Origin of the sequence: Pseudorhodoplanes sinuspersici (genome assembly GCF_002119765.1) — a bacterium.
Classification (GTDB): Bacteria; Pseudomonadota; Alphaproteobacteria; order Rhizobiales; family Xanthobacteraceae; genus Pseudorhodoplanes; species Pseudorhodoplanes sinuspersici.
The window spans coordinates 4,561,379-4,579,936 of the sequence record NZ_CP021112.1 but is presented as its reverse complement, the minus strand read 5'-3'; the positions used below and the strand labels follow the sequence as shown (position 1 = coordinate 4,579,936).

18 protein-coding genes are annotated in these 18,558 nt (G+C 61.2%); 6 read left to right on the top strand and 12 right to left on the bottom strand.

The window, feature by feature from the left end:
• The first annotated feature begins 170 nt into the window (after positions 1–170).
• Together CAK95_RS22320 and CAK95_RS22315 are read left to right on the top strand one after the other, a co-directional pair.
• Positions 171–827 carry a LabA-like NYN domain-containing protein gene (locus CAK95_RS22320; protein WP_086089923.1) on the top strand — a complete coding sequence of 219 codons (657 nt, stop codon included), beginning with the start codon at positions 171–173 and terminating at the stop codon, positions 825–827.
• Complete coding sequence (locus CAK95_RS22315; RefSeq protein ID WP_086089922.1) at positions 805–1,497, top strand: uracil-DNA glycosylase; 693 nt, start codon at positions 805–807, stop codon at positions 1,495–1,497. The genes CAK95_RS22320 and CAK95_RS22315 overlap by 23 nt, the downstream gene beginning before the upstream one ends.
• A 67-nt stretch (positions 1,498–1,564) precedes the next feature.
• Here the strand turns inward: CAK95_RS22315 and CAK95_RS22310 are convergent, their stop codons facing one another.
• Positions 1,565–1,879: a helix-turn-helix transcriptional regulator gene (locus tag CAK95_RS22310; protein WP_086089921.1), complete on the bottom strand. Its 315-nt coding sequence runs from the start codon at positions 1,877–1,879 to the stop codon at positions 1,565–1,567.
• 173 nt (positions 1,880–2,052) lie between these two features.
• Between CAK95_RS22310 and CAK95_RS22305 the strand changes: the two genes are divergently transcribed.
• Both CAK95_RS22305 and CAK95_RS22300 read left to right on the top strand, forming a co-directional pair.
• Positions 2,053–3,234, top strand: coding sequence for a tyrosine-type recombinase/integrase (locus CAK95_RS22305; RefSeq protein WP_086089920.1), 1,182 nt, complete (start codon positions 2,053–2,055; stop codon positions 3,232–3,234).
• A gap of 1,059 nt (positions 3,235–4,293) precedes the next feature.
• The gene (locus CAK95_RS22300; protein WP_086089919.1) at positions 4,294–5,478 is read left to right on the top strand and encodes a 3-hydroxybenzoate 6-monooxygenase; all 1,185 of its coding nucleotides are present in this window, start codon (positions 4,294–4,296) and stop codon (positions 5,476–5,478) included.
• A 196-nt stretch (positions 5,479–5,674) separates the two neighbouring features.
• On the opposite strand, the gene CAK95_RS22295 is transcribed toward CAK95_RS22300, so the two are convergent.
• From CAK95_RS22295 to CAK95_RS22285, 3 genes are all read right to left on the bottom strand, one after another.
• A complete protein-coding gene (locus CAK95_RS22295) occupies positions 5,675–6,526 on the bottom strand; it encodes an amidohydrolase family protein (protein ID WP_086089918.1) in 852 nt (283 codons plus the stop codon).
• Positions 6,527–6,530: 4 nt separating this feature from the next.
• Positions 6,531–7,532, bottom strand: a complete 1,002-nt coding sequence (locus tag CAK95_RS22290; RefSeq protein WP_157699701.1) for a Bug family tripartite tricarboxylate transporter substrate binding protein — start codon at positions 7,530–7,532, stop codon at positions 6,531–6,533.
• A gap of 75 nt (positions 7,533–7,607) precedes the next feature.
• Positions 7,608–8,561 carry an amidohydrolase family protein gene (locus CAK95_RS22285; RefSeq protein ID WP_086089916.1) on the bottom strand — a complete coding sequence of 318 codons (954 nt, stop codon included), beginning with the start codon at positions 8,559–8,561 and terminating at the stop codon, positions 7,608–7,610.
• Positions 8,562–8,707: 146 nt separating this feature from the next.
• Here CAK95_RS22285 and CAK95_RS22280 point away from each other — a divergent pair, with 146 nt between their 5' ends.
• Entirely contained in the window at positions 8,708–9,622 is a 915-nt protein-coding gene (locus CAK95_RS22280; protein ID WP_086089915.1) for a LysR family transcriptional regulator, read from the top strand.
• A 102-nt stretch (positions 9,623–9,724) separates the two neighbouring features.
• Here CAK95_RS22280 and tgt read toward each other — a convergent pair whose 3' ends face one another.
• The 7 genes from tgt to gyrA form a co-directional block, all read right to left on the bottom strand.
• Positions 9,725–10,858, bottom strand: coding sequence for a tRNA guanosine(34) transglycosylase Tgt (tgt, locus tag CAK95_RS22275; protein WP_086089914.1), 1,134 nt, complete (start codon positions 10,856–10,858; stop codon positions 9,725–9,727).
• Positions 10,855–11,940: a tRNA preQ1(34) S-adenosylmethionine ribosyltransferase-isomerase QueA gene (queA, locus tag CAK95_RS22270; RefSeq protein ID WP_086089913.1), complete on the bottom strand. Its 1,086-nt coding sequence runs from the start codon at positions 11,938–11,940 to the stop codon at positions 10,855–10,857. Before queA ends, tgt begins: the two co-directional genes overlap by 4 nt.
• A gap of 111 nt (positions 11,941–12,051) precedes the next feature.
• Positions 12,052–12,516: a peptidylprolyl isomerase gene (locus CAK95_RS22265; protein ID WP_086089912.1), complete on the bottom strand. Its 465-nt coding sequence runs from the start codon at positions 12,514–12,516 to the stop codon at positions 12,052–12,054.
• A gap of 67 nt (positions 12,517–12,583) precedes the next feature.
• Positions 12,584–13,129: a peptidylprolyl isomerase gene (locus CAK95_RS22260; protein WP_086089911.1), complete on the bottom strand. Its 546-nt coding sequence runs from the start codon at positions 13,127–13,129 to the stop codon at positions 12,584–12,586.
• 39 nt (positions 13,130–13,168) lie between these two features.
• Entirely contained in the window at positions 13,169–13,666 is a 498-nt protein-coding gene (gene coaD, locus CAK95_RS22255; RefSeq protein WP_086089910.1) for a pantetheine-phosphate adenylyltransferase, read from the bottom strand.
• 164 nt (positions 13,667–13,830) lie between these two features.
• Positions 13,831–14,430, bottom strand: coding sequence for a DUF4337 domain-containing protein (locus tag CAK95_RS22250; RefSeq protein ID WP_086089909.1), 600 nt, complete (start codon positions 14,428–14,430; stop codon positions 13,831–13,833).
• A 90-nt stretch (positions 14,431–14,520) separates the two neighbouring features.
• Positions 14,521–17,244 carry a DNA gyrase subunit A gene (gyrA, locus tag CAK95_RS22245; protein ID WP_245303493.1) on the bottom strand — a complete coding sequence of 908 codons (2,724 nt, stop codon included), beginning with the start codon at positions 17,242–17,244 and terminating at the stop codon, positions 14,521–14,523.
• Positions 17,245–17,428: 184 nt separating this feature from the next.
• On the opposite strand from gyrA, the gene CAK95_RS22240 reads away from it, so the two are divergent.
• Positions 17,429–18,052 (top strand): MarC family protein, encoded by a 624-nt coding sequence (locus tag CAK95_RS22240; protein ID WP_086089907.1) that lies wholly within the window; start codon positions 17,429–17,431, stop codon positions 18,050–18,052.
• An 11-nt stretch (positions 18,053–18,063) separates the two neighbouring features.
• Here the strand turns inward: CAK95_RS22240 and CAK95_RS22235 are convergent, their stop codons facing one another.
• A complete protein-coding gene (locus CAK95_RS22235; protein WP_086089906.1) occupies positions 18,064–18,555 on the bottom strand; it encodes a single-stranded DNA-binding protein in 492 nt (163 codons plus the stop codon).
• Between the last annotated feature and the right edge of the window lie 3 nt (positions 18,556–18,558).

Sequence of the window (18,558 nt, the reverse complement as noted above, 5' to 3'; positions counted from 1 at the left end):
ACAAATTGGCCCACTGCGGACTAGTGCGTAGGGGCGGCAGATTTCGCGGCGCATCTGGGGTTTTTTCAAGGCTTCATCTTGTGTTGTCCCGCGTCGTCCGCTGGCGCGACGGATTGAACATTACCGTCGCCGCGGCTGGTTGCTGAACGAGATAAGGACAAAATTGAGCGATGGCATCGAATCTGGAAAAGACAGCCCTGTTCATTGACGGTGCAAATCTTTACGCGACAGCAAAATCTCTGGGTTTTGATATCGATTACAAGCGTTTGCTGCGCGAATTCCAGTCCCGTGGCTATCTCTTGCGCGCTTTTTACTACACGGCGGTGATCGAGGATCAGGAATACTCGTCGATCCGCCCACTGATCGATTGGCTCGACTACAATGGCTACACCGTGGTGACCAAGGCCACGAAAGAATTTGTCGACCAGACCGGGCGCCGCAAGGTGAAGGGCAATATGGACATCGAGCTCGCCGTCGACGCCATGGAACTGGCCGGCTCGATCGATCACATGGTGCTGTTTTCCGGCGACGGCGACTTCCGATCCCTGATCGAGGCGATGCAGCGGCGCGGGGTTCGCGTCACAGTCGTCTCCACCATGTCGTCACAGCCGCCCATGGTGGCGGATGAATTGCGACGGCAAGCCGACGAATTTATCGACATCATTCATTTGCAGAGCAAGGTTGGCCGCGATCCGGCGGAGCGTCCGGCCACCCACCGGGAGCCACGCGAAGGACGCGAAACCCGGTCGCATACCCCGCAATTCCTGCAGCGGCCTGCTTCGCAGCGCGCGCCCATTGGTCCCGATGGCGACGACTTCGAGGACTGAGAATCCAGCATTCATTCGCGACAGCGGAAAGCCCGGACGCGACTGCCCGCTCTGCCCCCGCCTGGCCGAATTCAGGATGCGATGGCGTGAGGAAGAGCCGGGCTGGTTCAACGCGCCGGTTGGTTCATTCGGACCGAAGACGGCGCGGCTTCTGATCGTCGGTCTCGCGCCCGGATTGCAGGGCGCTAATCGCACTGGCCGTCCCTTCACGGGCGATTATGCTGGCGACCTTCTTTACCAGACGCTGGTCGAATACGGCTTTGCGCACGGTCATTTCGAAGCGCGAGTCGATGACAGCCTCGACCTGATCGATGCGCGGATCACCAATGCGGTGCGCTGCGTACCGCCAGAAAACAAACCAACGCCGGTCGAGATCGCGACCTGCCGCTCATTCCTTGAAGCCACCATTGGCGAGATGACGGATTTGCAGGCGATCGTCGCACTCGGCCGCATCGCGCACGATGCCGTGGTGACGGCGTTCGGGGCGCGCAAATCGGCCGTCAAGTTCGGCCACGGTGCGCAGAACAGTCTCGGCCATATCGTGCTGTTCGATAGCTATCATTGCTCGCGCTACAACACGAATACCGGCGTGCTGACGCCGCAAATGTTTCGCGCCGTCTTCGCCGCCGTCCGGGACTTTCTGAACGAGGATCAGCGGCGCTCGGCGTAACGATCAATCGCAAGGCGCTGTTTTCAACAATGCGACCCGCGCCAGCCCAAGCATCGTCGTCATCAATCTAAGAGCGTTTGTGAGAGCGCGGCAAAACGACAATCCTGAATCCGCCGGATTGAATGATTTCGAATGATACGCCCTCGTCGCGCAGAACTTGTTCTATGGCGACTGCCGTCGACCGGCGAATGTCGACATTGGCCTGTTCAAGCCGGTTGATAGAGCGCTGCGTCACGCCAACACGCTGTCCCAGTTCAGCCTGACTCCAGCCCAGCAACGCCCTCGCCGCCCGCACCTTGGCCGCGAAATCACGTCGTTCCTGGTTGACCGAGCGCGTGTTCGGGACAACCGAAAATTTGGCTTGTCGGTTGTCGCCGATCATCTCGCCTCGCCTACGATGTCCGTATTTACGACATATTCGTCATCTTGCGCGACGTGCAATTCGTCACACACGACATAGTTGTCGTTAAAAATATACTTGTTAAAACAATGACTTGACGAGTAAATGTCCTTTGGTGTGACATTAACTTCGTCAAAAAAGCGTTGTTGAGTTTCATGCCCAAGGCCGTTCTCACCCGACCATTCGTGGATTGTGCGACATGCGGCCCCGGCAAGGCCAAGGTCGACTACTTCGATTCCGAACAGCGCGGCTTCATGCTCGAAGTGCGCCGTTCCGGAGGAAAGACGTTCTACCAGCGCTACACGGATGAGCGTGGCCGCGAGCGGCAATACAAAATCGGCCCGGCCGATGCGATTACGCTCGATCAGGCCCGCAAAAAGGCTCGCATTATTCTTGCGCAGGCCCTTTTGGGTGACGATCCGCAGGCTCGCCGGCGCGAGTTGCGCGCGATCCCGACCCTCGCCGAACTGGTCCGGGACCGCTATCTGCCGCACGTCAAGGCTTACAAACGGAGCTGGAGAACGGACGAAACCGTTTTCCGCGTTCACATCCTGCCGGTCCTTGGCACCAAACCTCTCGACGAAATCACAGGAGATGCCATCGCGGACTTGATGCAGCGGATGCGTGACCGGGGCTATGCGAGCGGCACCATCAACCGCGTGCTGATTTTGATCCGCTTCATCTTCAATCTCGCCCGCAAGTGGAAAATTGCCGGGGTGAAGGAGAATCCAACCTTCGGATTGAATACGGCGCCCGATGTCCAGCGCGACCGCTTTCTCTCTCCCGAAGAAACACAGCGGCTGATCGAGTCGATCAATATCGACGAAAACCGATCTGCCGCGCAGACAATCATGATGCTGTTGCTGACCGGAGCCCGGCGCAACGAAGTTTCGCACGCCAAATGGGACTATATCGACTGGGAGCGGCGGACGCTGCTGGTGCCGATATCCAAAACTGGACGGCCGCGCGTGATCGCCTTGAACGGACGGGCGATGGCTTTGCTGCGCTCCATCCCCAGGCTGGACGACAATCCCTACATTTTTCCGTCGCCGATTACAGGCCGGCCGTGTCCGTCGCTGCATTTTCCATGGACACGCATCAAGGAGCGCGCCGGCCTCGAAGGCGTGCGCCTGCACGACCTGCGGCATTCCTTTGCCAGCTTCCTCGTCAATGAGGGCGTTTCGCTCTATGTCGTACAAGGGCTGCTTGGCCATACCCAGCCGCGCACGACACAGCGCTACGCCCATCTGGCTCAGAACACCCTCAACAACGCCGCTGAGATCGTGGCACAGGTGATCGGTGGCTCGGGAGCCAAACTGGAATCGGCTGTGATCTAGTTTGCGACTATGGCTGACACACAGGGCCAGGCGGTCGCGGCCCGATAACCCCTGCGGCCGTTGAGCCGCCCTTCCCCCACTGGCAATTTTCGCATAACCGGCAGCGTTGAGCTGCCAAAGCTCCGATCGCGTGGGCTCTAAATATGGCTGCGCGTGGCCCCTACCCGCGCTGATTTGGCGCAGCCACCATCCGGTAAAATGATGCTCTTGACGATGGGTGAAACAGCTGTCGCCCGGAAATGGGCGTCCAATGGAAGTGCTGCCGCCACTCCTGAGAGGGCGAAGGTGGCCATCTGGCGTCCTACCTACGCTATCCCTAGGCCACTGGCTGATCCGCCACTGACCCAGATCTGCGCCATGCGACGATTTATCCCAGCGGATAAAATCGTTTCCTACGGCGTTTGCCTGGTGTCTCACCCAGATCATTCCTTGCTTTCATCTGCATTCTTTCCCCTTTCGGACAGAGAAGAACACATCTTAGTCTTTGATTTGACTAGCAAATCTCGACCGCAAGGAAACAGACCAGTTGAGTACGGAAAATTCACTGAAGGAACACGTCACGCTCGAAAATGAGTCGCTATGTTGCCATGAACAGCCAGTACACCTTCAAAACTCATTGGGGGACTTGCTCTCGGCCAATGCTCATCGGGGGATAACAAGAGGAGGACCGACATGAGACTCTCGTCGTGCGATCCGGCTTGCCCCCCCTATCCTGCGTTTCAAAGGCCGGCTTGCCCGCGTTGCGGCGACATGCTCTTCGCCGCCAGAGCCACCGAATTTCTAGGCCAAGGCCACATCCGGCATACGTGGTCCTGCGACACCTGCGACCATGAATTCTGGACCGCCGTGGCGCTGCCGGACGATTTCTGATTGTCGTATCGAAACAAAGCCGTCCAGACCGAAGTAGCCATATCGCATTAAAAGACCCGCCGTGCATCCACGGCGGGTTTTTCTTCGAGCATGATGCCGAGCCGGTTTTCAGAGCCGCTCCATCCGATTAAGAAGAACCGACAAAAAAGCTTAGGGCTTAAAGGAGTTTTTCCGACGGAGACTACGCCCATGGCGGGGTTGAACGATCAGGATCTGCCGTTTCTGATTGTGGGTGGCGGCATCGGCGGGCTGGTAACGGCCTATGCCTTGGCGCTGAAAGGCTTCCCGGTCCGCGTGCTCGAACAATCGGATGACTTCCGCGAAATCGGCGCCGGCATCCAGCTTGGCCCGAACATCTTCATGGCCCTCGACAAGATCGGCCTGAAGGACGCGATCCTTGCCGACGCCTGGGTCCCGCCGCATCAGGAGATGCGCGATGCCCTGACCGGCAAGCTGATCACGGAAGTCCCACTCAATGAGGAATTCATCAGGCGGTTCAAGCAGCCCTATGCGGTCACCCACCGCCATGACATTCACGCCACCTTCCTGAAAGCCTGTCAGGGCTCAGGCCTGATCACCCTGGAAACCAGCCGCGAGGTGGCCGATTTCGAGGACGATGGAAAGACCGCCACGGCCGTTCTCAAGAACGGCGGGCGGATAAAGGGCCGTGCCCTGATCGGCTGCGATGGCCTGTGGTCGAAAATCCGCGGCAGGGTCGTGGGTGACGGCAAGCCGCGCGTCTCGGGTCACATCGCCTATCGGGCCGTGCTGAAGAAAGAGGATGTGCCGGCGGACCTGTGGCAGCCCGGCGTGATCCTGTGGGCCGGCCCCCGCACCCACTTCGTGCATTATCCGCTGCGGCGGGGCGAACTCTACAACCTCGTCGCCGTCTTCCATTCCGACCATTATTCCGAGGGCTGGGACAGCGAGGGCGACAAGCAGCTCCTGTTCGACCACTTCAAGGGCCAGCGGCCCGAAGTGCTGCGGATGCTGGAGCGGATCGAGACCTGGCGCTATTGGGTGCTGTGCGATCGCGAGCCGATCAAGAACTGGTCGAAGGGACGCGTGACCCTCCTTGGCGATGCCGCCCATCCGATGCTGCAATATCTCGCCCAGGGCGCCTGCCAGGCGACCGAAGACGCGGTGTGGCTCGCGGAGAAAGTGGCCGAGCAGCCCGACGATCTGCCGGCCGCGTTCCAGGCCTATCAGCAGCAGCGCTATCTGCGCACGGCGCGGGTGCAGATCATGGCCCGCATCTATGGCGAATTCTATCACGCCCGCGGCCCCGCAGCCGAACTGCGCGACATGATGCTGTCAGCCCGCACGCCGTCGCAGTCCTTCGACGGCATCGCATGGCTGTACGGATCGATGTGAGACAGAGCTCCCTTGCCCGCTCGTCCCCGCGCAGGCGGGACCCAGTGTCCTGGATTCCCGCTGGAGTTTACACTTGGGCTGCTCCGATCTCGGGTTTACCCGAGATCGGCAAGTTCGTTGTCCAAGTCGGCTCTATGCGACTTGGATGCGCAGACCCGGGTGCGGGAATGAGCGGAGAGAAGTGTTGGCTGCGATGCTAAAACCCGTAAAGCTTCGCCGGATTGTCGACCAGGAGCTTCTTCTGCACCATGGGATCGGGCGCGATCTTCGGGATGAGATCGACGAGATCGGCTTCATCGGCCTCGTGCGTCGAATTCGGGTGCGGAAAATCCGTCCCCCACAACACGCGATCGGGAATCGTGTCGACGATCTTCCTGGCGATCGGCACCGCCTTGTCATAAGGCGGGAAGTCGATCCGCTCCGCGCCGCAGACCTTGATCCAGCAGCGATCGAGCTTGGCGAGATCGAGCAAGGCCAATAACGGCTTCTGGTCGAGCCCGTCCTTCGCCGGCACGCGGCCCATGTGATCGATGATGAAAGGCAGCGGCAGATTGCGGATCATGTCCGACAGCGGAATAATATCCGGCGCATCGACATGCAGCACCACATGCCAGCCGAGCGGCTTGATGCGGCGCAGGATGTTGTTGAACACATCCATGTCCGGCGAGCCGCCGAGATGCTTCACGAAGTTGAAGCGCGCCCCGCGCACGCCGGCCCGCGCCATCGCCGCGATGTCGTTGCCGGACGAATTCTCGTCGAGGATTGCAACACCGCGATAATGGTCCGGCCGCCAGGCCAGCGCATCGAGCATCGCCCGGTTGTCATTGCCGTGGCAGCTCGCCTGCACGATGACCGCGCGATCGATACCGAGAAAGTCATGTAACGACTTCAGCATTTCCTTCGGCGCATCGTCCGGCGTGTAGCGCCGGTTCGATGCATAGGGAAATACATCGCCCGGTCCGAAGACATGGCAGTGCGCGTCGGTTGAACCCGCCGGAAGCTTGAACGCAGGCTTCCGGCGGGTTGAAAGGTCAAAAACAGCCGACATTCAATTAACGCTTCTCGATCTTCGCGGTGTCGATCACCTTGCCCCACTTCGCGATGTCGGACTTCAGTCGGGCTTCGAGTTCCTGCGGCGTTGAGCCACGCGCTTCGATGCCCATCTCAAGCGCCTTCTTGCGCACTTCCGGGTCGGCCAGGACCTCGTTGAGGGCCTTGTTGAGGGTCGCGACAATCTCCGGCGGCGTGCCGGCCTTGGCGAAGATGGCGTTCCATGAGGTCGCCTCGAAATCGACGTTGCCAGCCTCCTTCACCGTCGGCGCATCCGGCAGATATTCGCCGCGCTTCAGACCGGAGACAGCGACCGGAATGAACTTCTTGGCGTCGAGACCGCCACGCAAGGCGGCGTAGAATTCCGTGCCCATCTGTACGTCGTCGCGCTCGAGACCGACCAGCACGTCGCCCGAGGTCTTGAACGGCACGATCACGAAATCGAGGCCGGTCACCGACTTGAACAATTCCGCACCGAGATTTTGGGTCGAACCCGCGGCGATGGTGCCGACATTGAGCGCGCCCGGCTTTTCCTTCGCGGCCTTCATGAAATCGCCCAGCGTCTTGTAAGGACCGTTGGCGTTGGTCACGAAGATCAGGTCGAAATAGCCCATCGCCGAAACCGGCACGAAGTCCTTCACCGGATCGAACGGAAGCGACTTGAACAGATTGACGCTGATCGCGGTGCCGTTGGAGAACACCGCGAGCGTATAACCATCGGCGGGTGACTGCATCACCGCGCGAGCCGCGGCCACACCGCCAGCACCCGGGTTATTCTCGACCACGAAGCGCTGACCGAGCTTGTCGCCCAGCTTCTCGGCCACGAGGCGCGTGGTGATATCGGCGACGCCACCGGCGCCGAATGGCAGGATCACCCTCACCGGGCGATCCGGATATTTGCTTTGCGCCTGAACCGGCAACGGCGCCAGTGCGATTGCGGCCAATCCGGCCAAGGCGAGACACTTCCCGAGCAGCCGGCTGGCTGCGGCGTGTTTATGAGACATCATCATACTCCTTCAATCACGGCGCCAAAAAACAGCTTTGCGCCACGAGTTCAAGTCCAACAAGCGTTCGAATTCTCACGATCGGTCCTCGCTCCATTTCAACCGTGCGATGATCGCACGCCCCATGATCCAATCCCTGTCTTCTTCGGAGAGGAATTTCAGCTCCTGCATGAAATGCGCAAGCCGTTCGCGATATGTGGCCTTTGCAAATCCGTTGGTGACGTCGGTGCCCCAATAACAGCGCTGTGGTCCATAGGCATCGAACAGCCGCTGAATGTAATTCGTCATGTCGCCGAACGGATACGTCTCCGACGAATAGGCCGGCGCTGCCGAGAGCTTGACTGAAATGTTCTGATGCTTGGCAAGGGCAACAGCATCGTCGATCGCCACTGGAATCTTCTTTTCAGTGACAACCTGCGACGACACGCCCATGTGATCGATGATCAATGTCAGGTTTGGATGGCGTTCGGCGATCTTGGCGAAGAGCGGAAGCGTGCCGGCGGTGAGAAACATGATCGGGACGCCGGCCTTTTCTGCGGCGGGCCAGAGCCAGTCCGCCGTGCCGTCCGTCAGGGCCGCGGCCGTTGCACCAAGGAAGGTTAGCCGGATGCCAAGCAGTCCCGGCCTCGCCTTCCACCGCACGAGATCGTCGGCGGTCATTTGCGTCTTCAGCGGCAGACGGCCCATCACGCCAAATCTGCTGGGATATCTTTGTGCCGCCTCGAGCGCGTAATCGATCCGGTCCCCTTCCCAGCTCGGCGGCACGATGATGGCGCGGTCGACTCCGGCCTCATCCATCAGCGGGAGCAATTTTTCAATGGTGAAAGGTTCGGGCAGTTGCGGCTTCATGCCGGCGACCCATGGGCGTTCGGGCGAATTGGCCTGCCAGAGATGGACCTGGGCATCGACGATCGTTCGCTTTTTTGCCGGCTGGGTCTGCATGGGTTGAGCCGAGATGGGTTGAGCGCCCTGCGAGGCCAATAAGCCGGCCCCCAAAGTACCGTTCAGAAACGTGCGTCGTGACAACATCGGATTTCCCTCCCTTGGGGTCGGGCCAATGTTGTTTGCCGACGGACTGCATCGCCGGGGGCCCGTTGCCCGCAGAATAGGCACACTTCCCCATTTTCATAATTTATAATACCAATTGGCATAATTCATCACGTGAATGGTGCCTCGTGAATCTCAGCCATCTCGATTTCAATCTTCTGCGGGTCCTCGACACCCTGATCACAGAGCGCAATGTCACGCGGTCAGCCGAAGTGCTGCACCGGTCGCAGCCCGCGGTAAGCAATGCGCTGCGCAGACTGCGTACCTTGCTCGGCGATGATCTGTTGGTTCGCGGCTCCAAAGGAGGGCTGGTCCTGACGCCGCGCGCCGAAGCGATCCGGCGGCCGCTGCGGGAAGCGATCGACAAGATTGAAAAATGTCTTGGCAGCGATACGGAATTCGATCCGGCGCGGGCATCGGGAACATTGCGGCTGAGCGCGCCTGATCGGCTCAGCTTGGCCATTGTCCCGCCGTTGTTCGATCGCTTGCGACAGTTTGCGCCGAATATGTCGCTCCACATCGTAACTGCGGATCGAACCCGTGCGATGGATCTCCTGGATGCCGACCAGACCGATGTGGCGCTGGCCTGGTGTGACGAGAGACCACCGCATCTCAACATCGAGCGGCTGCGCGATGAAAAACTGTTCTGCGTGTTCCGGCGCGAGCATCCTCTCGCCAAAGCCCGGAAGCGGTTCGACATTGAAGCGGTGCTTTCGTTTCCGCATATCGTCGTCAGCGCGACCGGCGCACGTACGGCGATCTTCGACGAGCTGCTGTCCCGTCACAATCTGCGACGCGATCCGCTTGTCTCTGTCTCCAACTTCACGGCGGTCCCTTATTTGCTTTCGCGCAGCGACATGATCGGCGTTTTTACCGAACTGGCCTCGGGCGTTTTCGAAAAGTCGTTCGGCCTGGTCAAACGGCCGGTACCGCTGGATGTCGCCGCCATCACCACCAGCATGGTCTGGCACGTGCGCAATAAGCACGATGCCAAACACGCGTGGTTCCGGCGTCAGATCAGGGACATTTATCGCGAGATTTGATGCGCCAAAGCGTTTTCGAGCGAAGTGGGAACCGGTTCGCGTGAAGAAAACGCGTCAATAAAAATGCGTTGTCGCGCGAAGTAGATGCCGGTTGGTGAGTGCTTAGCGTGGTGGAATGTCGCCCTCTTCCCAGCCGGCTTTCACGGACACGCGATAGTCGTTGAACGTGCCGGCGGCAATGGCTTCGCGAGCGCCCAGCATCAGCGCCTGGTAATAGGCGAGGTTAACCTGCGACAGCAGCATGGCGCCCAGCGTCTCGTTCGCCTTGACGAGGTGATGCAGATAGGCGCGCGAATAGGTGCGCGTCGGGGCGTAAGGACTGCGCTCGTCGAGCGGCCGCGGATCGTCGGCGTGGCGCGCGTTCTTCAGGTTGATCTGGCCATAGCGGGTGAAGGCGACGCCGTGGCGTCCGTTGCGGGTCGGCATCACGCAATCGAACATGTCGATGCCCCGCCAGATCGCTTCGATCAGATCGTCCGGTGTGCCGACGCCCATCAGGTAACGCGGCCGGTCTGCCGGCAGTACTGGCGCGACGATATCGATCATCGACAGCATCACCGCCTGCGGCTCGCCGACCGCAAGACCGCCGATCGCGTAGCCCTGAAAATCCATGTCAACGAGCGCCTTCGCGCTCGCAATGCGCAGCGCCGGATCGTCGCCGCCCTGCACGATGCCGAATAACGCATGGCCGGGTTTTGCGCCTTCAAAGGCGCGTTTGCAGCGCTCTGCCCAGCGCAGCGAGAGCTGCATCGCCCGATCGATCTCGTCGCGCTTCGCCGGCAGGCGAATGCACTCGTCGAGTTGCATCGAGATATCGGCGCCGAGCAGACGCTGGATCTCGACCGCACGCTCCGGCGAGAGTTCGTACATCGCGCCGTCGAGATGCGAGCGGAAGGTCACCGCCTTCTCGTCGATCTTGCGCAATTGCGAAAGCGACATGACCTGGAAGCCGCCCGAGTCCGTCAGGATCGGCTTGTGCCAGTTCATGAACTGATGCAGGCCGCCAAGTGCCGCAATGCGCTCGGGTCCCGGCCGCAGCATCAGGTGATAGGTGTTGCCAAGGAGGATATCGGCGCCGGTGCGCGCCACGTCATCCGGCATCATCGCTTTCACGGTCGCCTGCGTGCCGACCGGCATGAACGCCGGCGTCGCGATACGGCCATGCGCGGTCTCGATCTCGCCGGCGCGCGCGGTGCCATCGGAGGCAATGAGGTGGAAGGAGAAGGGATTGCTCATCGTTGCTCAGCCGGATGCAGCAAACACGCATCCCCGTACGAATAGAACCGGTATCCCGTCGCAATCGCATGCGCATAGGCGCGCTGCATCGTGTCGAGCCCGGCAAAGGCCGAGACCAGCATGAACAGCGTCGATCGCGGTAGGTGGAAATTGGTCATCATCAGATCGGCCGCGCGGAAGCGATAGCCCGGCGTGATGAAGATATCGGTTTCGCCGCAGAAGGGGCGAACGGTGCCGCTCTCGTCTGCGGCACTTTCGAGAAGCCTTAGCGCCGTGGTGCCGACCGGCACGATCCGCCCGCCCTTGGCGCGCACCGCGTTGAGCGCGTTCGCGGTCGTCTCGTCGATCTCGCCCCATTCGGAATGCATCTTGTGTTCGGCGGTATCCTCGCCCTTGACCGGCAGGAACGTCCCTGCTCCGACATGCAAGGTCAGGCGATGCAACTGAATGCCATTCGCAATCAATCGCTCGATCAGCGACGGCGTGAAATGCAACGCCGCTGTCGGTGCTGCGACCGAGCCTTCCTCGTCGGCAAACATGGTCTGGTAATCAGTGAGATCGCGTTCGTCGGCGGGACGCTTCGACGCGATATACGGCGGCAACGGCATCGCGCCGCGCTCGGCGATGGCCTGATCCAGTATCGCGCCGTGAAAGGCGAAGGACAATGTCACCTCGCCGCCCTCGCCTTTGTCTTCCACCGTCGCATCGAGCTGGCCGAGGAAACACACCTTGCCTTCGTCGCCAAAGCGCACGATGTCCCCGGCCTGCAAGCGCTTGGCCGGCTTGACGAAGGCGCGCCAGCGCGAGCCATCGATGCGCTTGTGCAAGGTCGCTTCGATCTTCGGCTCCTCGCCGCGACCGATGCGCCGGCCGAACAGCCGCGCCGGAATGACCTTGGTGTCGTTGACCACCAGCGCGTCGCCAGCCTGCAGCAGGTCCGGCAGATCGCGCACGATCTTGTCTTCGGTCTCGGGCGATTGCCCCGGCCACACCACCATCAGGCGCGCGGCATCGCGCGGCGAAGCGGGCCGCAGCGCGATGTTCTCGGCGGGCAAATCGAAATCGAAGAGTGAGGTTTGCATGGTCGTTTGTCATTCCGGGGCGCTTGCAAAGCAAGCGAGCCCGGAATCCAGAACCACGAAAGGAAGACTGGATACCGGGCCCGGCCCATTGGGCCGTCCCGGAATGACCAATCAAGCGTCCGCCAGCATCGTCGCCTTGATGATCTTGTCGGGATTCTGTACCGGCTCGCCGCGCTTGATCTTGTCGACATTCTCCATGCCTTCAACGACCTTGCCCCAGACCGTGTATTGCTTGTTCAAGAACGGCGCGTCGTCGAAGCAGATGAAGAACTGGCTGTCGCCGGAATCGGGGTTCTGCGCCCGTGCCATCGAGGCGGTGCCGCGCACATGCGGTTCGGCATTGAACTCGGCCTTCAGCTTCTTGCCCGAGCCGCCGGTACCGGTACCGTGCGGGCAGCCGGTCTGCGCCATGAAGCCGTCGATCACGCGGTGAAAGACGATGCCGTCATAGAAGCCTTCTCGCACCAGTTCCTTGATGCGCGCCACATGGTTCGGCGCGAGGTCCGGCCGCATGGCAATGACGACATCGCCCTGGGTGGTTTCGAGCTTCAGCGTGTTTTCGGGATCGGTCGCCATTGTTCTCTTCTCCTTGTTATGACGGCCGGCAGCGGTTTTCGTCCACCGGCCTCAGTGTTGCTGCCGGCTATTTCTTGCCGTCGGCCTGGACGAAGGCGCGGGTGATGCGATCGGGATCCTGCACCGGCTCGCCCTTCTTGATCTTGTCGACATTATCCATGCCGGACACCACTTCACCGACGACGGTGTATTGCCCGTTCAGGTGCGGCGCCTCGCCGAAGGTGATGAAGAACTGGCTGTTGGCCGAGTTCGGATCGCTGGCTCTCGCCATGCCGACGATGCCCCGACGGAACGGCACCTGTGAGAATTCCTGATTGATGTTCGGATATTTCGACTTGCCGCGGCCATCGCCGCGATCGCCGTCGCCGGTCTGCGCCATGAAGCCCGGAATGACGCGGTGGAACGGCGCGTTGTTATAGAAACCGTCGCGCGCCAGCTGTTTCAGGCGTGCGGCGTGGTTCGGCGCGATATCGGCGCGCAGGCGGATCACCACCGGGCCCTTGGTGGTTTCCAGCACCAGCGTGTTCTGCGGATCGGATTGGGCGAGCGCCGGTTGGATCTGGGCCGGGGCAGCGAGCACAAGCGCAGCCAGCAAGGCGAAGATACGGATCATGAAAGCTCCTGAATGAAGTCTTGGACCTTGACGTGGACCTTAAGAGGAAAATTTCGCCTTCAGGCGCGCGGCGACACTGGCCGGCACGAAATGCGAAATCTCGCCGCCCATTTTGGCGATCTGCCGCACGAGTGTGGCGGTGATCGGGCGTACATCGGGGGATGCCGGCAGGAAGATGGTCTGCACCTCCGGCACCATGGCCCCATTCATACCGGCCATCTGCATTTCATAATCGAAGTCCGAGCCGTCGCGGAGGCCGCGGATCAGGATGGTCGCGCTTTCACGCTGCGCCGCCCGCACCACGAGGTCGTCGAAGGTCAGATAGCCGATCTCGCAGCCGATCTCGCGCGCGATCGGTTTGCAGCATTCGGCCAGCATGTCCATGCGCTCTTGGGCGGTAAAAATCGGGGTTTTTCCGGGATGGACGCCGATGGCAAGAACGAGCCGGTCGGCCAGCCTTGCGGCCTGCCGGACCACGTCCAGATGGCCATTGGTGACAGGGTCGAACGACCCGGCATAAAGGGCGATGCGCGGCATACAGTTCCGTCTAGCCCGCCACCGTGCGACCCGCAAGGGTATCGAGGCTCATGACGCATGGCCTTAACCGGCGAACGTTTATTTTCGTTTACTGAAAATCATCGTCCGGCGCGAAGGTGGCTGTGCTCCCGACATCGGCGGTCACTCCGGATCGTTAGCGCCATTCAACTGAGGAACGGCACGTTCACCAGCAGCAGATAGCCGTTGACCATCAAAAGCCCGCCGATCGCACCGATCGCGCCGCCGAAAAAGCTGAGCCAGACCAGATCGGCAACGATCGCGACCGAAATCAGCACGATCGCAATCTGCAGCAGCGCTTCGGCGTAATCGAAATAAGGATCCTGTTTCAGCGCGTGCTCGCGCTTGCCTTCTTCTTCCTTGGCGCGCGAGATGAGCTCTTTCTTGCCTTCGTTGGTCTCCGGCTCGCTTTCATAGCGCGCGACGGTCTTGCGGTAGGCTTCGGCCTTTGTCTTCAAAGCCGCCCTCGCCTCCGGCGATAATGTCGTGTCGTTCAGCCACGCCAGCTCGAATTCGTCGGCGGCCAGTTGATAGACGGTCTGGCGCACATTCTTGGCCTGGAAAAAACTCCAGTAGTTCGAGGCCTGGATATTGCTGTTAAGCGCTTCCTTGGTCGCATTCTGACCGCCAAGCCCGGTGATCGCCAGCAGCATGGCGAAGAAAGCGATCGCGATCGCAGCTCTTTGCTTGAACCTGTCGTGGATCTTTTCCTGATCCATCAGCTCGCTTGCGTCTTCCGCCTGCATGACACACCCCTCATCCTGTTCGCGTCATTGAATGCCGCGAATTACAGTTCGTTTGCTGGATTATGATAAAAGCGGGCTTGCGCGCCCGATTTACGATCCGTTGGAGACGTCTTCGCCGTCGTCGGACAGCCGCTCGACCGACACCACCCGCTCGTCTTCCGCCGTGTCGAACACGATCACACCCTGCGTCGACCGGCCGGCGATGCGGATGCCGCTGACACCGGTGCGGATCAGCTTGCCCGCATCGGTGACCAGCATGATCTGATCCGACTCTTCCACCGGGAAGGAGGCGACGATCTTGCCGTTCTTCTGCGTGATCGCCATGGCGGTGATGCCTTTGCCGCCGCGGCCGGTGATCCGGTACTCGTACGACGATGTGCGCTTGCCATAGCCGCGTTCGGAGAGTGTCAGCACGAATTGCTCGGCTGCCGACATCTCGACATAGCGCGCCTCGCCCAGTTCGATGCCGTTGCCATTGGTCTCCTCTGCGTCGGCCGGCGCGGTCTCGTCGGCTTCGCCACCGCGACGCACGGCATTGGCCCGGCGCAGATAAGCGACGCGTTCTTCGGACGAGGCCTCCACATGACGCAGGATCGTCATCGAGATGAGCGTATCGCCTTCGGCCAGCGCAATGCCGCGCACGCCGCGCGATGTACGGCCGGTGAAGACACGTACTTCCGGCACAGCAAAGCGGATGCATTGGCCGCCGGCGGCCGTCAGCAGCACGTCGTCCTTCTCGGTGCAGATCTGCACGTCGACGATCGCCTCGCCATCTTCAAGCTTCATGGCGATGATGCCGGACGGACGCACGTCGGCGAAATCGGACAGCTTGTTACGTCGCACGGTGCCGCTGGTGGTCGCGAACATCACATCGAGTTCGGACCACGTCGTCTCGTCTTCCGGCAACGGCATGATGGTGGTGATGCGCTCGCCCTGCGCCAGCGGCAGGATATTGATCAGCGCCTTGCCGCGCGCCTGTGGTGCTGCCACCGGCAGCTTCCAGACCTTCAGCTTGTAGACGCGGCCGAGCGAGGAGAAATACAGCATCGGCGCGTGGGTCGAGGCCACGAACAGCCGCGCGACGAAATCCTCGTCCCGTGTCTGCATGCCGGCACGGCCTTTGCCGCCGCGGCGCTGCGCCCGATAGGTCGAGAGCGGCACGCGCTTGATGTAACCCTGATGCGAGACGGTGACGACCATGTCCTCGCGGTGGATGAGATCTTCCTCCTCCACCTCGTCCATCTGTTCGACGATCTCGGTGCGGCGCGGCGTCGCGAAGGCGTCCCTCACTTCCGCCAGTTCGTCCTTGACGATCTGCTGGATCCGCGCGCGCGAGCGCAGGATATCGAGATAATTGCTGATCTCGGCCGCCAGCTTGTCCAGTTCGGCCTGGATTTCCTCGACGCCGAGCGCGGTCAGGCGCTGCAGCCGCAGGTCGAGAATGGCGCGTGCCTGGGTCTCGGAGAGCTTGTAGGTGCCGTCTTCGTTGATGCGGTGACGCGGATCGTCGATCAGCGTGATCATCGCCTCGACATCCCGGGCCGGCCAGTCGCGCGCGATCAACGCCTCGCGCGCCGCGTTGGCGTCTTTCGATGCCCGGATCAGCCGGATGATCTCGTCGATATTGGCGACGGCGATGGCCAGACCGACCAACACATGCGCGCGGTCGCGCGCCTTGTTGAGCAGGAATTTGGTGCGCCGCGACACCACCTCTTCGCGGAACGCCAGGAAGGACGACAACAGGTCCTTCAGGTTCATCAGCAGCGGGCGGCCACCATCCAGCGCCACCATATTGGCGCCGAACGAGGTCTGCAGCGGCGTGTAGCGATAAAGCTGGTTCAGCACGACATCGGGAATGGCATCGCGCTTCAGTTCGATGACGACGCGATAGCCTTCGCGGTTGGACTCGTCGCGCAGGTCGGCGACACCCTCGATCTTCTTCTCGCGCACCAGTTCGGCGATGCGCTCAACCATTGTGGCTTTGTTCACCTGATACGGGATTTCGGTGACGACGATGGCTTCCCGCTCCTTGCGGACCGTCTCCATCTCGACCTTGCCGCGCATCATGATCGAGCCGCGGCCGGTGTGATAAGCGTTGCGGATGCCGCCGCGGCCAAGGATCACGCCGCCGGTCGGGAAATCGGGTCCCGGAATGATCGCGTTGAGGTCGTCGATCGAGATCGCCGGATCGTCGATCATCGCGACGCAAGCGTCGATCAGTTCGCCGAGATTATGCGGCGGAATATTGGTCGCCATGCCGACGGCGATGCCGCCGGCGCCATTGGCCAGAAGATTGGGGAAACGCGCCGGCAGAACCGCCGGCTCTCTTTCGTTGCCGTCATAGTTCGGATTGAAATCGACGGTGTCGCTGTCGATGTCGGCCAGAAGCGACATCGCCGGACGCGCCAGGCGCGATTCTGTATAACGCATCGCCGCGGGTGGATCGCCGTCGACCGAGCCGAAATTGCCCTGCCCGTCGATCAGCATCAGGCGCATGGAGAAATCCTGCGCCATACGCACCAGCGAGTCATAGATCGCCTGGTCGCCGTGCGGGTGATATTTACCCATCACGTCACCGACGATACGCGCCGATTTCACGTATTTCTTGTCGGGCGTATGCCCCTGCTCGTTCATCGAATAGAGGATGCGCCGATGCACGGGCTTGAGGCCGTCACGCGCGTCCGGCAGCGCACGCGAGACGATCACGCTCATGGCGTAATCGAGATACGAGCGCTTCATTTCCTCCGTGATCGACACGGGGCGAATATCCGGCGGCAGGGAGCCTCCGGACGCGGGATTTTCAGGTTCAGACAAGGAATTTTTCCAGCAGAATTCGGCTGGCGCTCCCATAGCCGATTCACGTCGCCAAAGCCAACACTTTTATGACGGAAACCTCGTAAATTTCTCTTATATTTCAAATTGTTAGGCGACCCTTTTTAGTCACCTACGAACCTGCCCCAGCATTGCCTTTTTTCACGCTTCGGGCGAGGCTCGTTGCATGCCGTTCGACTTCTTCATCTCGGCCCTCGTCACTCTGCTGGTTGTGGTCGATCCGCTCGGGCTCGTGCCGATCTTCGTCTCGTTGACGAAGGGGCTGCCGGCCAAGGCGCGCCGTCAGGTCGCGCTGCGCGCCAGCCTGATTGCCTTTGCCATCCTGTGCGGGGCAACGCTGATTGGCAGTTGGCTCCTGAACAAGCTGGGCATCGGCCTGCCGGCGTTCCGCATCGCCGGCGGCCTGCTGCTGTTCTCGATCGCCTCAGAAATGGTGTTCGGCGTGCGCATCGTGCGGAAATCGCATGAGGCGGAAGCGGCGATCGACGATCAGGTGCGCAATATCGCCGCCTTCCCGCTGGCGATCCCGCTGATGGCCGGCCCCGGCGCGATCACCGCCGCCATTCTCCTGGCTGGACGCGCCGGCCAGGACATCGTCCGCCTGGGCAGTCTGATTGCGGTCATCGCCATCGTGCTGATTTCGTGCCTGCTCGCCTTCATGATCGGCGCGCGACTGGCGAAACTGCTCGGCGTCACCGGCAACATCGTGCTGGAGCGCCTGCTCGGCGTCATCCTCGCCGCGCTCGCCGTGCAATTCGTGATCGACGGCGTGCGCGCGGCGTGGGCTTAACGCGGCCCGGGCTAGAACGGAATTTCGTCGTCCATGTCGCCGCGACCGCCGCCGCCAGCCATCGCCGGCCGGCGCGAGGCGGTCGGTCCGGGCGAGCCGAAATCGTCAGCCCCAGAATAATCGGACACGCGGTCACCACCGCCGCCACCGCTGCGGCCATCCAGCATGGTCAGCGTCGAGTTGAAGCCCTGCAGCACCACTTCGGTCGAGTATTTCTCGACGCCGTCCTTGTCGGTCCATTTGCGGGTCTGCAGCGCACCCTCGATGTAAACCTTGGCGCCCTTCTTCAGATATTGCTCGGCGACCTTGCACAGGCCCTCATTGAAGATCACCACGCGATGCCACTCGGTCTTTTCCTTGCGCTCGCCGGTCGCCTTGTCGCGCCAGGTGTCGGACGTCGCGATCGAGAGGTTGGCAATCGGCCGCCCGTCCTGCGTCCGGCGGATTTCGGGGTCCTTCCCGAGATTTCCTACCAGGATCACTTTGTTCACCGAACCCGCCATAAC

Excerpts from the sequence above, each read along its gene's own strand:
- CAK95_RS22285 (WP_086089916.1), bottom strand. The coding sequence starts at position 8,561 with ATGTTGTCACGACGCACGTTTCTGAACGGTACTTTGGGGGCCGGCTTA.
- CAK95_RS22315 (WP_086089922.1), top strand. The coding sequence starts at position 805 with ATGGCGACGACTTCGAGGACTGAGAATCCAGCATTCATTCGCGACAGC.
- tgt (WP_086089914.1), bottom strand. The coding sequence starts at position 10,858 with ATGAGCAATCCCTTCTCCTTCCACCTCATTGCCTCCGATGGCACCGCG.
- queA (WP_086089913.1), bottom strand. The coding sequence starts at position 11,940 with ATGCAAACCTCACTCTTCGATTTCGATTTGCCCGCCGAGAACATCGCG.
- CAK95_RS22305 (WP_086089920.1), top strand. The coding sequence starts at position 2,053 with ATGCCCAAGGCCGTTCTCACCCGACCATTCGTGGATTGTGCGACATGC.
- CAK95_RS22265 (WP_086089912.1), bottom strand. The coding sequence starts at position 12,516 with ATGGCGACCGATCCCGAAAACACGCTGAAGCTCGAAACCACCCAGGGC.
- CAK95_RS22260 (WP_086089911.1), bottom strand. The coding sequence starts at position 13,129 with ATGATCCGTATCTTCGCCTTGCTGGCTGCGCTTGTGCTCGCTGCCCCG.
- coaD (WP_086089910.1), bottom strand. The coding sequence starts at position 13,666 with ATGCCGCGCATCGCCCTTTATGCCGGGTCGTTCGACCCTGTCACCAAT.
- CAK95_RS22250 (WP_086089909.1), bottom strand. The coding sequence starts at position 14,430 with ATGCAGGCGGAAGACGCAAGCGAGCTGATGGATCAGGAAAAGATCCAC.
- CAK95_RS22320 (WP_086089923.1), top strand. The coding sequence starts at position 171 with ATGGCATCGAATCTGGAAAAGACAGCCCTGTTCATTGACGGTGCAAAT.
- CAK95_RS22300 (WP_086089919.1), top strand. The coding sequence starts at position 4,294 with ATGGCGGGGTTGAACGATCAGGATCTGCCGTTTCTGATTGTGGGTGGC.
- CAK95_RS22290 (WP_157699701.1), bottom strand. The coding sequence starts at position 7,532 with ATGTCTCATAAACACGCCGCAGCCAGCCGGCTGCTCGGGAAGTGTCTC.
- CAK95_RS22295 (WP_086089918.1), bottom strand. The coding sequence starts at position 6,526 with ATGTCGGCTGTTTTTGACCTTTCAACCCGCCGGAAGCCTGCGTTCAAG.
- CAK95_RS22310 (WP_086089921.1), bottom strand. The coding sequence starts at position 1,879 with ATGATCGGCGACAACCGACAAGCCAAATTTTCGGTTGTCCCGAACACG.
- CAK95_RS22235 (WP_086089906.1), bottom strand. The coding sequence starts at position 18,555 with ATGGCGGGTTCGGTGAACAAAGTGATCCTGGTAGGAAATCTCGGGAAG.
- CAK95_RS22240 (WP_086089907.1), top strand. The coding sequence starts at position 17,429 with ATGCCGTTCGACTTCTTCATCTCGGCCCTCGTCACTCTGCTGGTTGTG.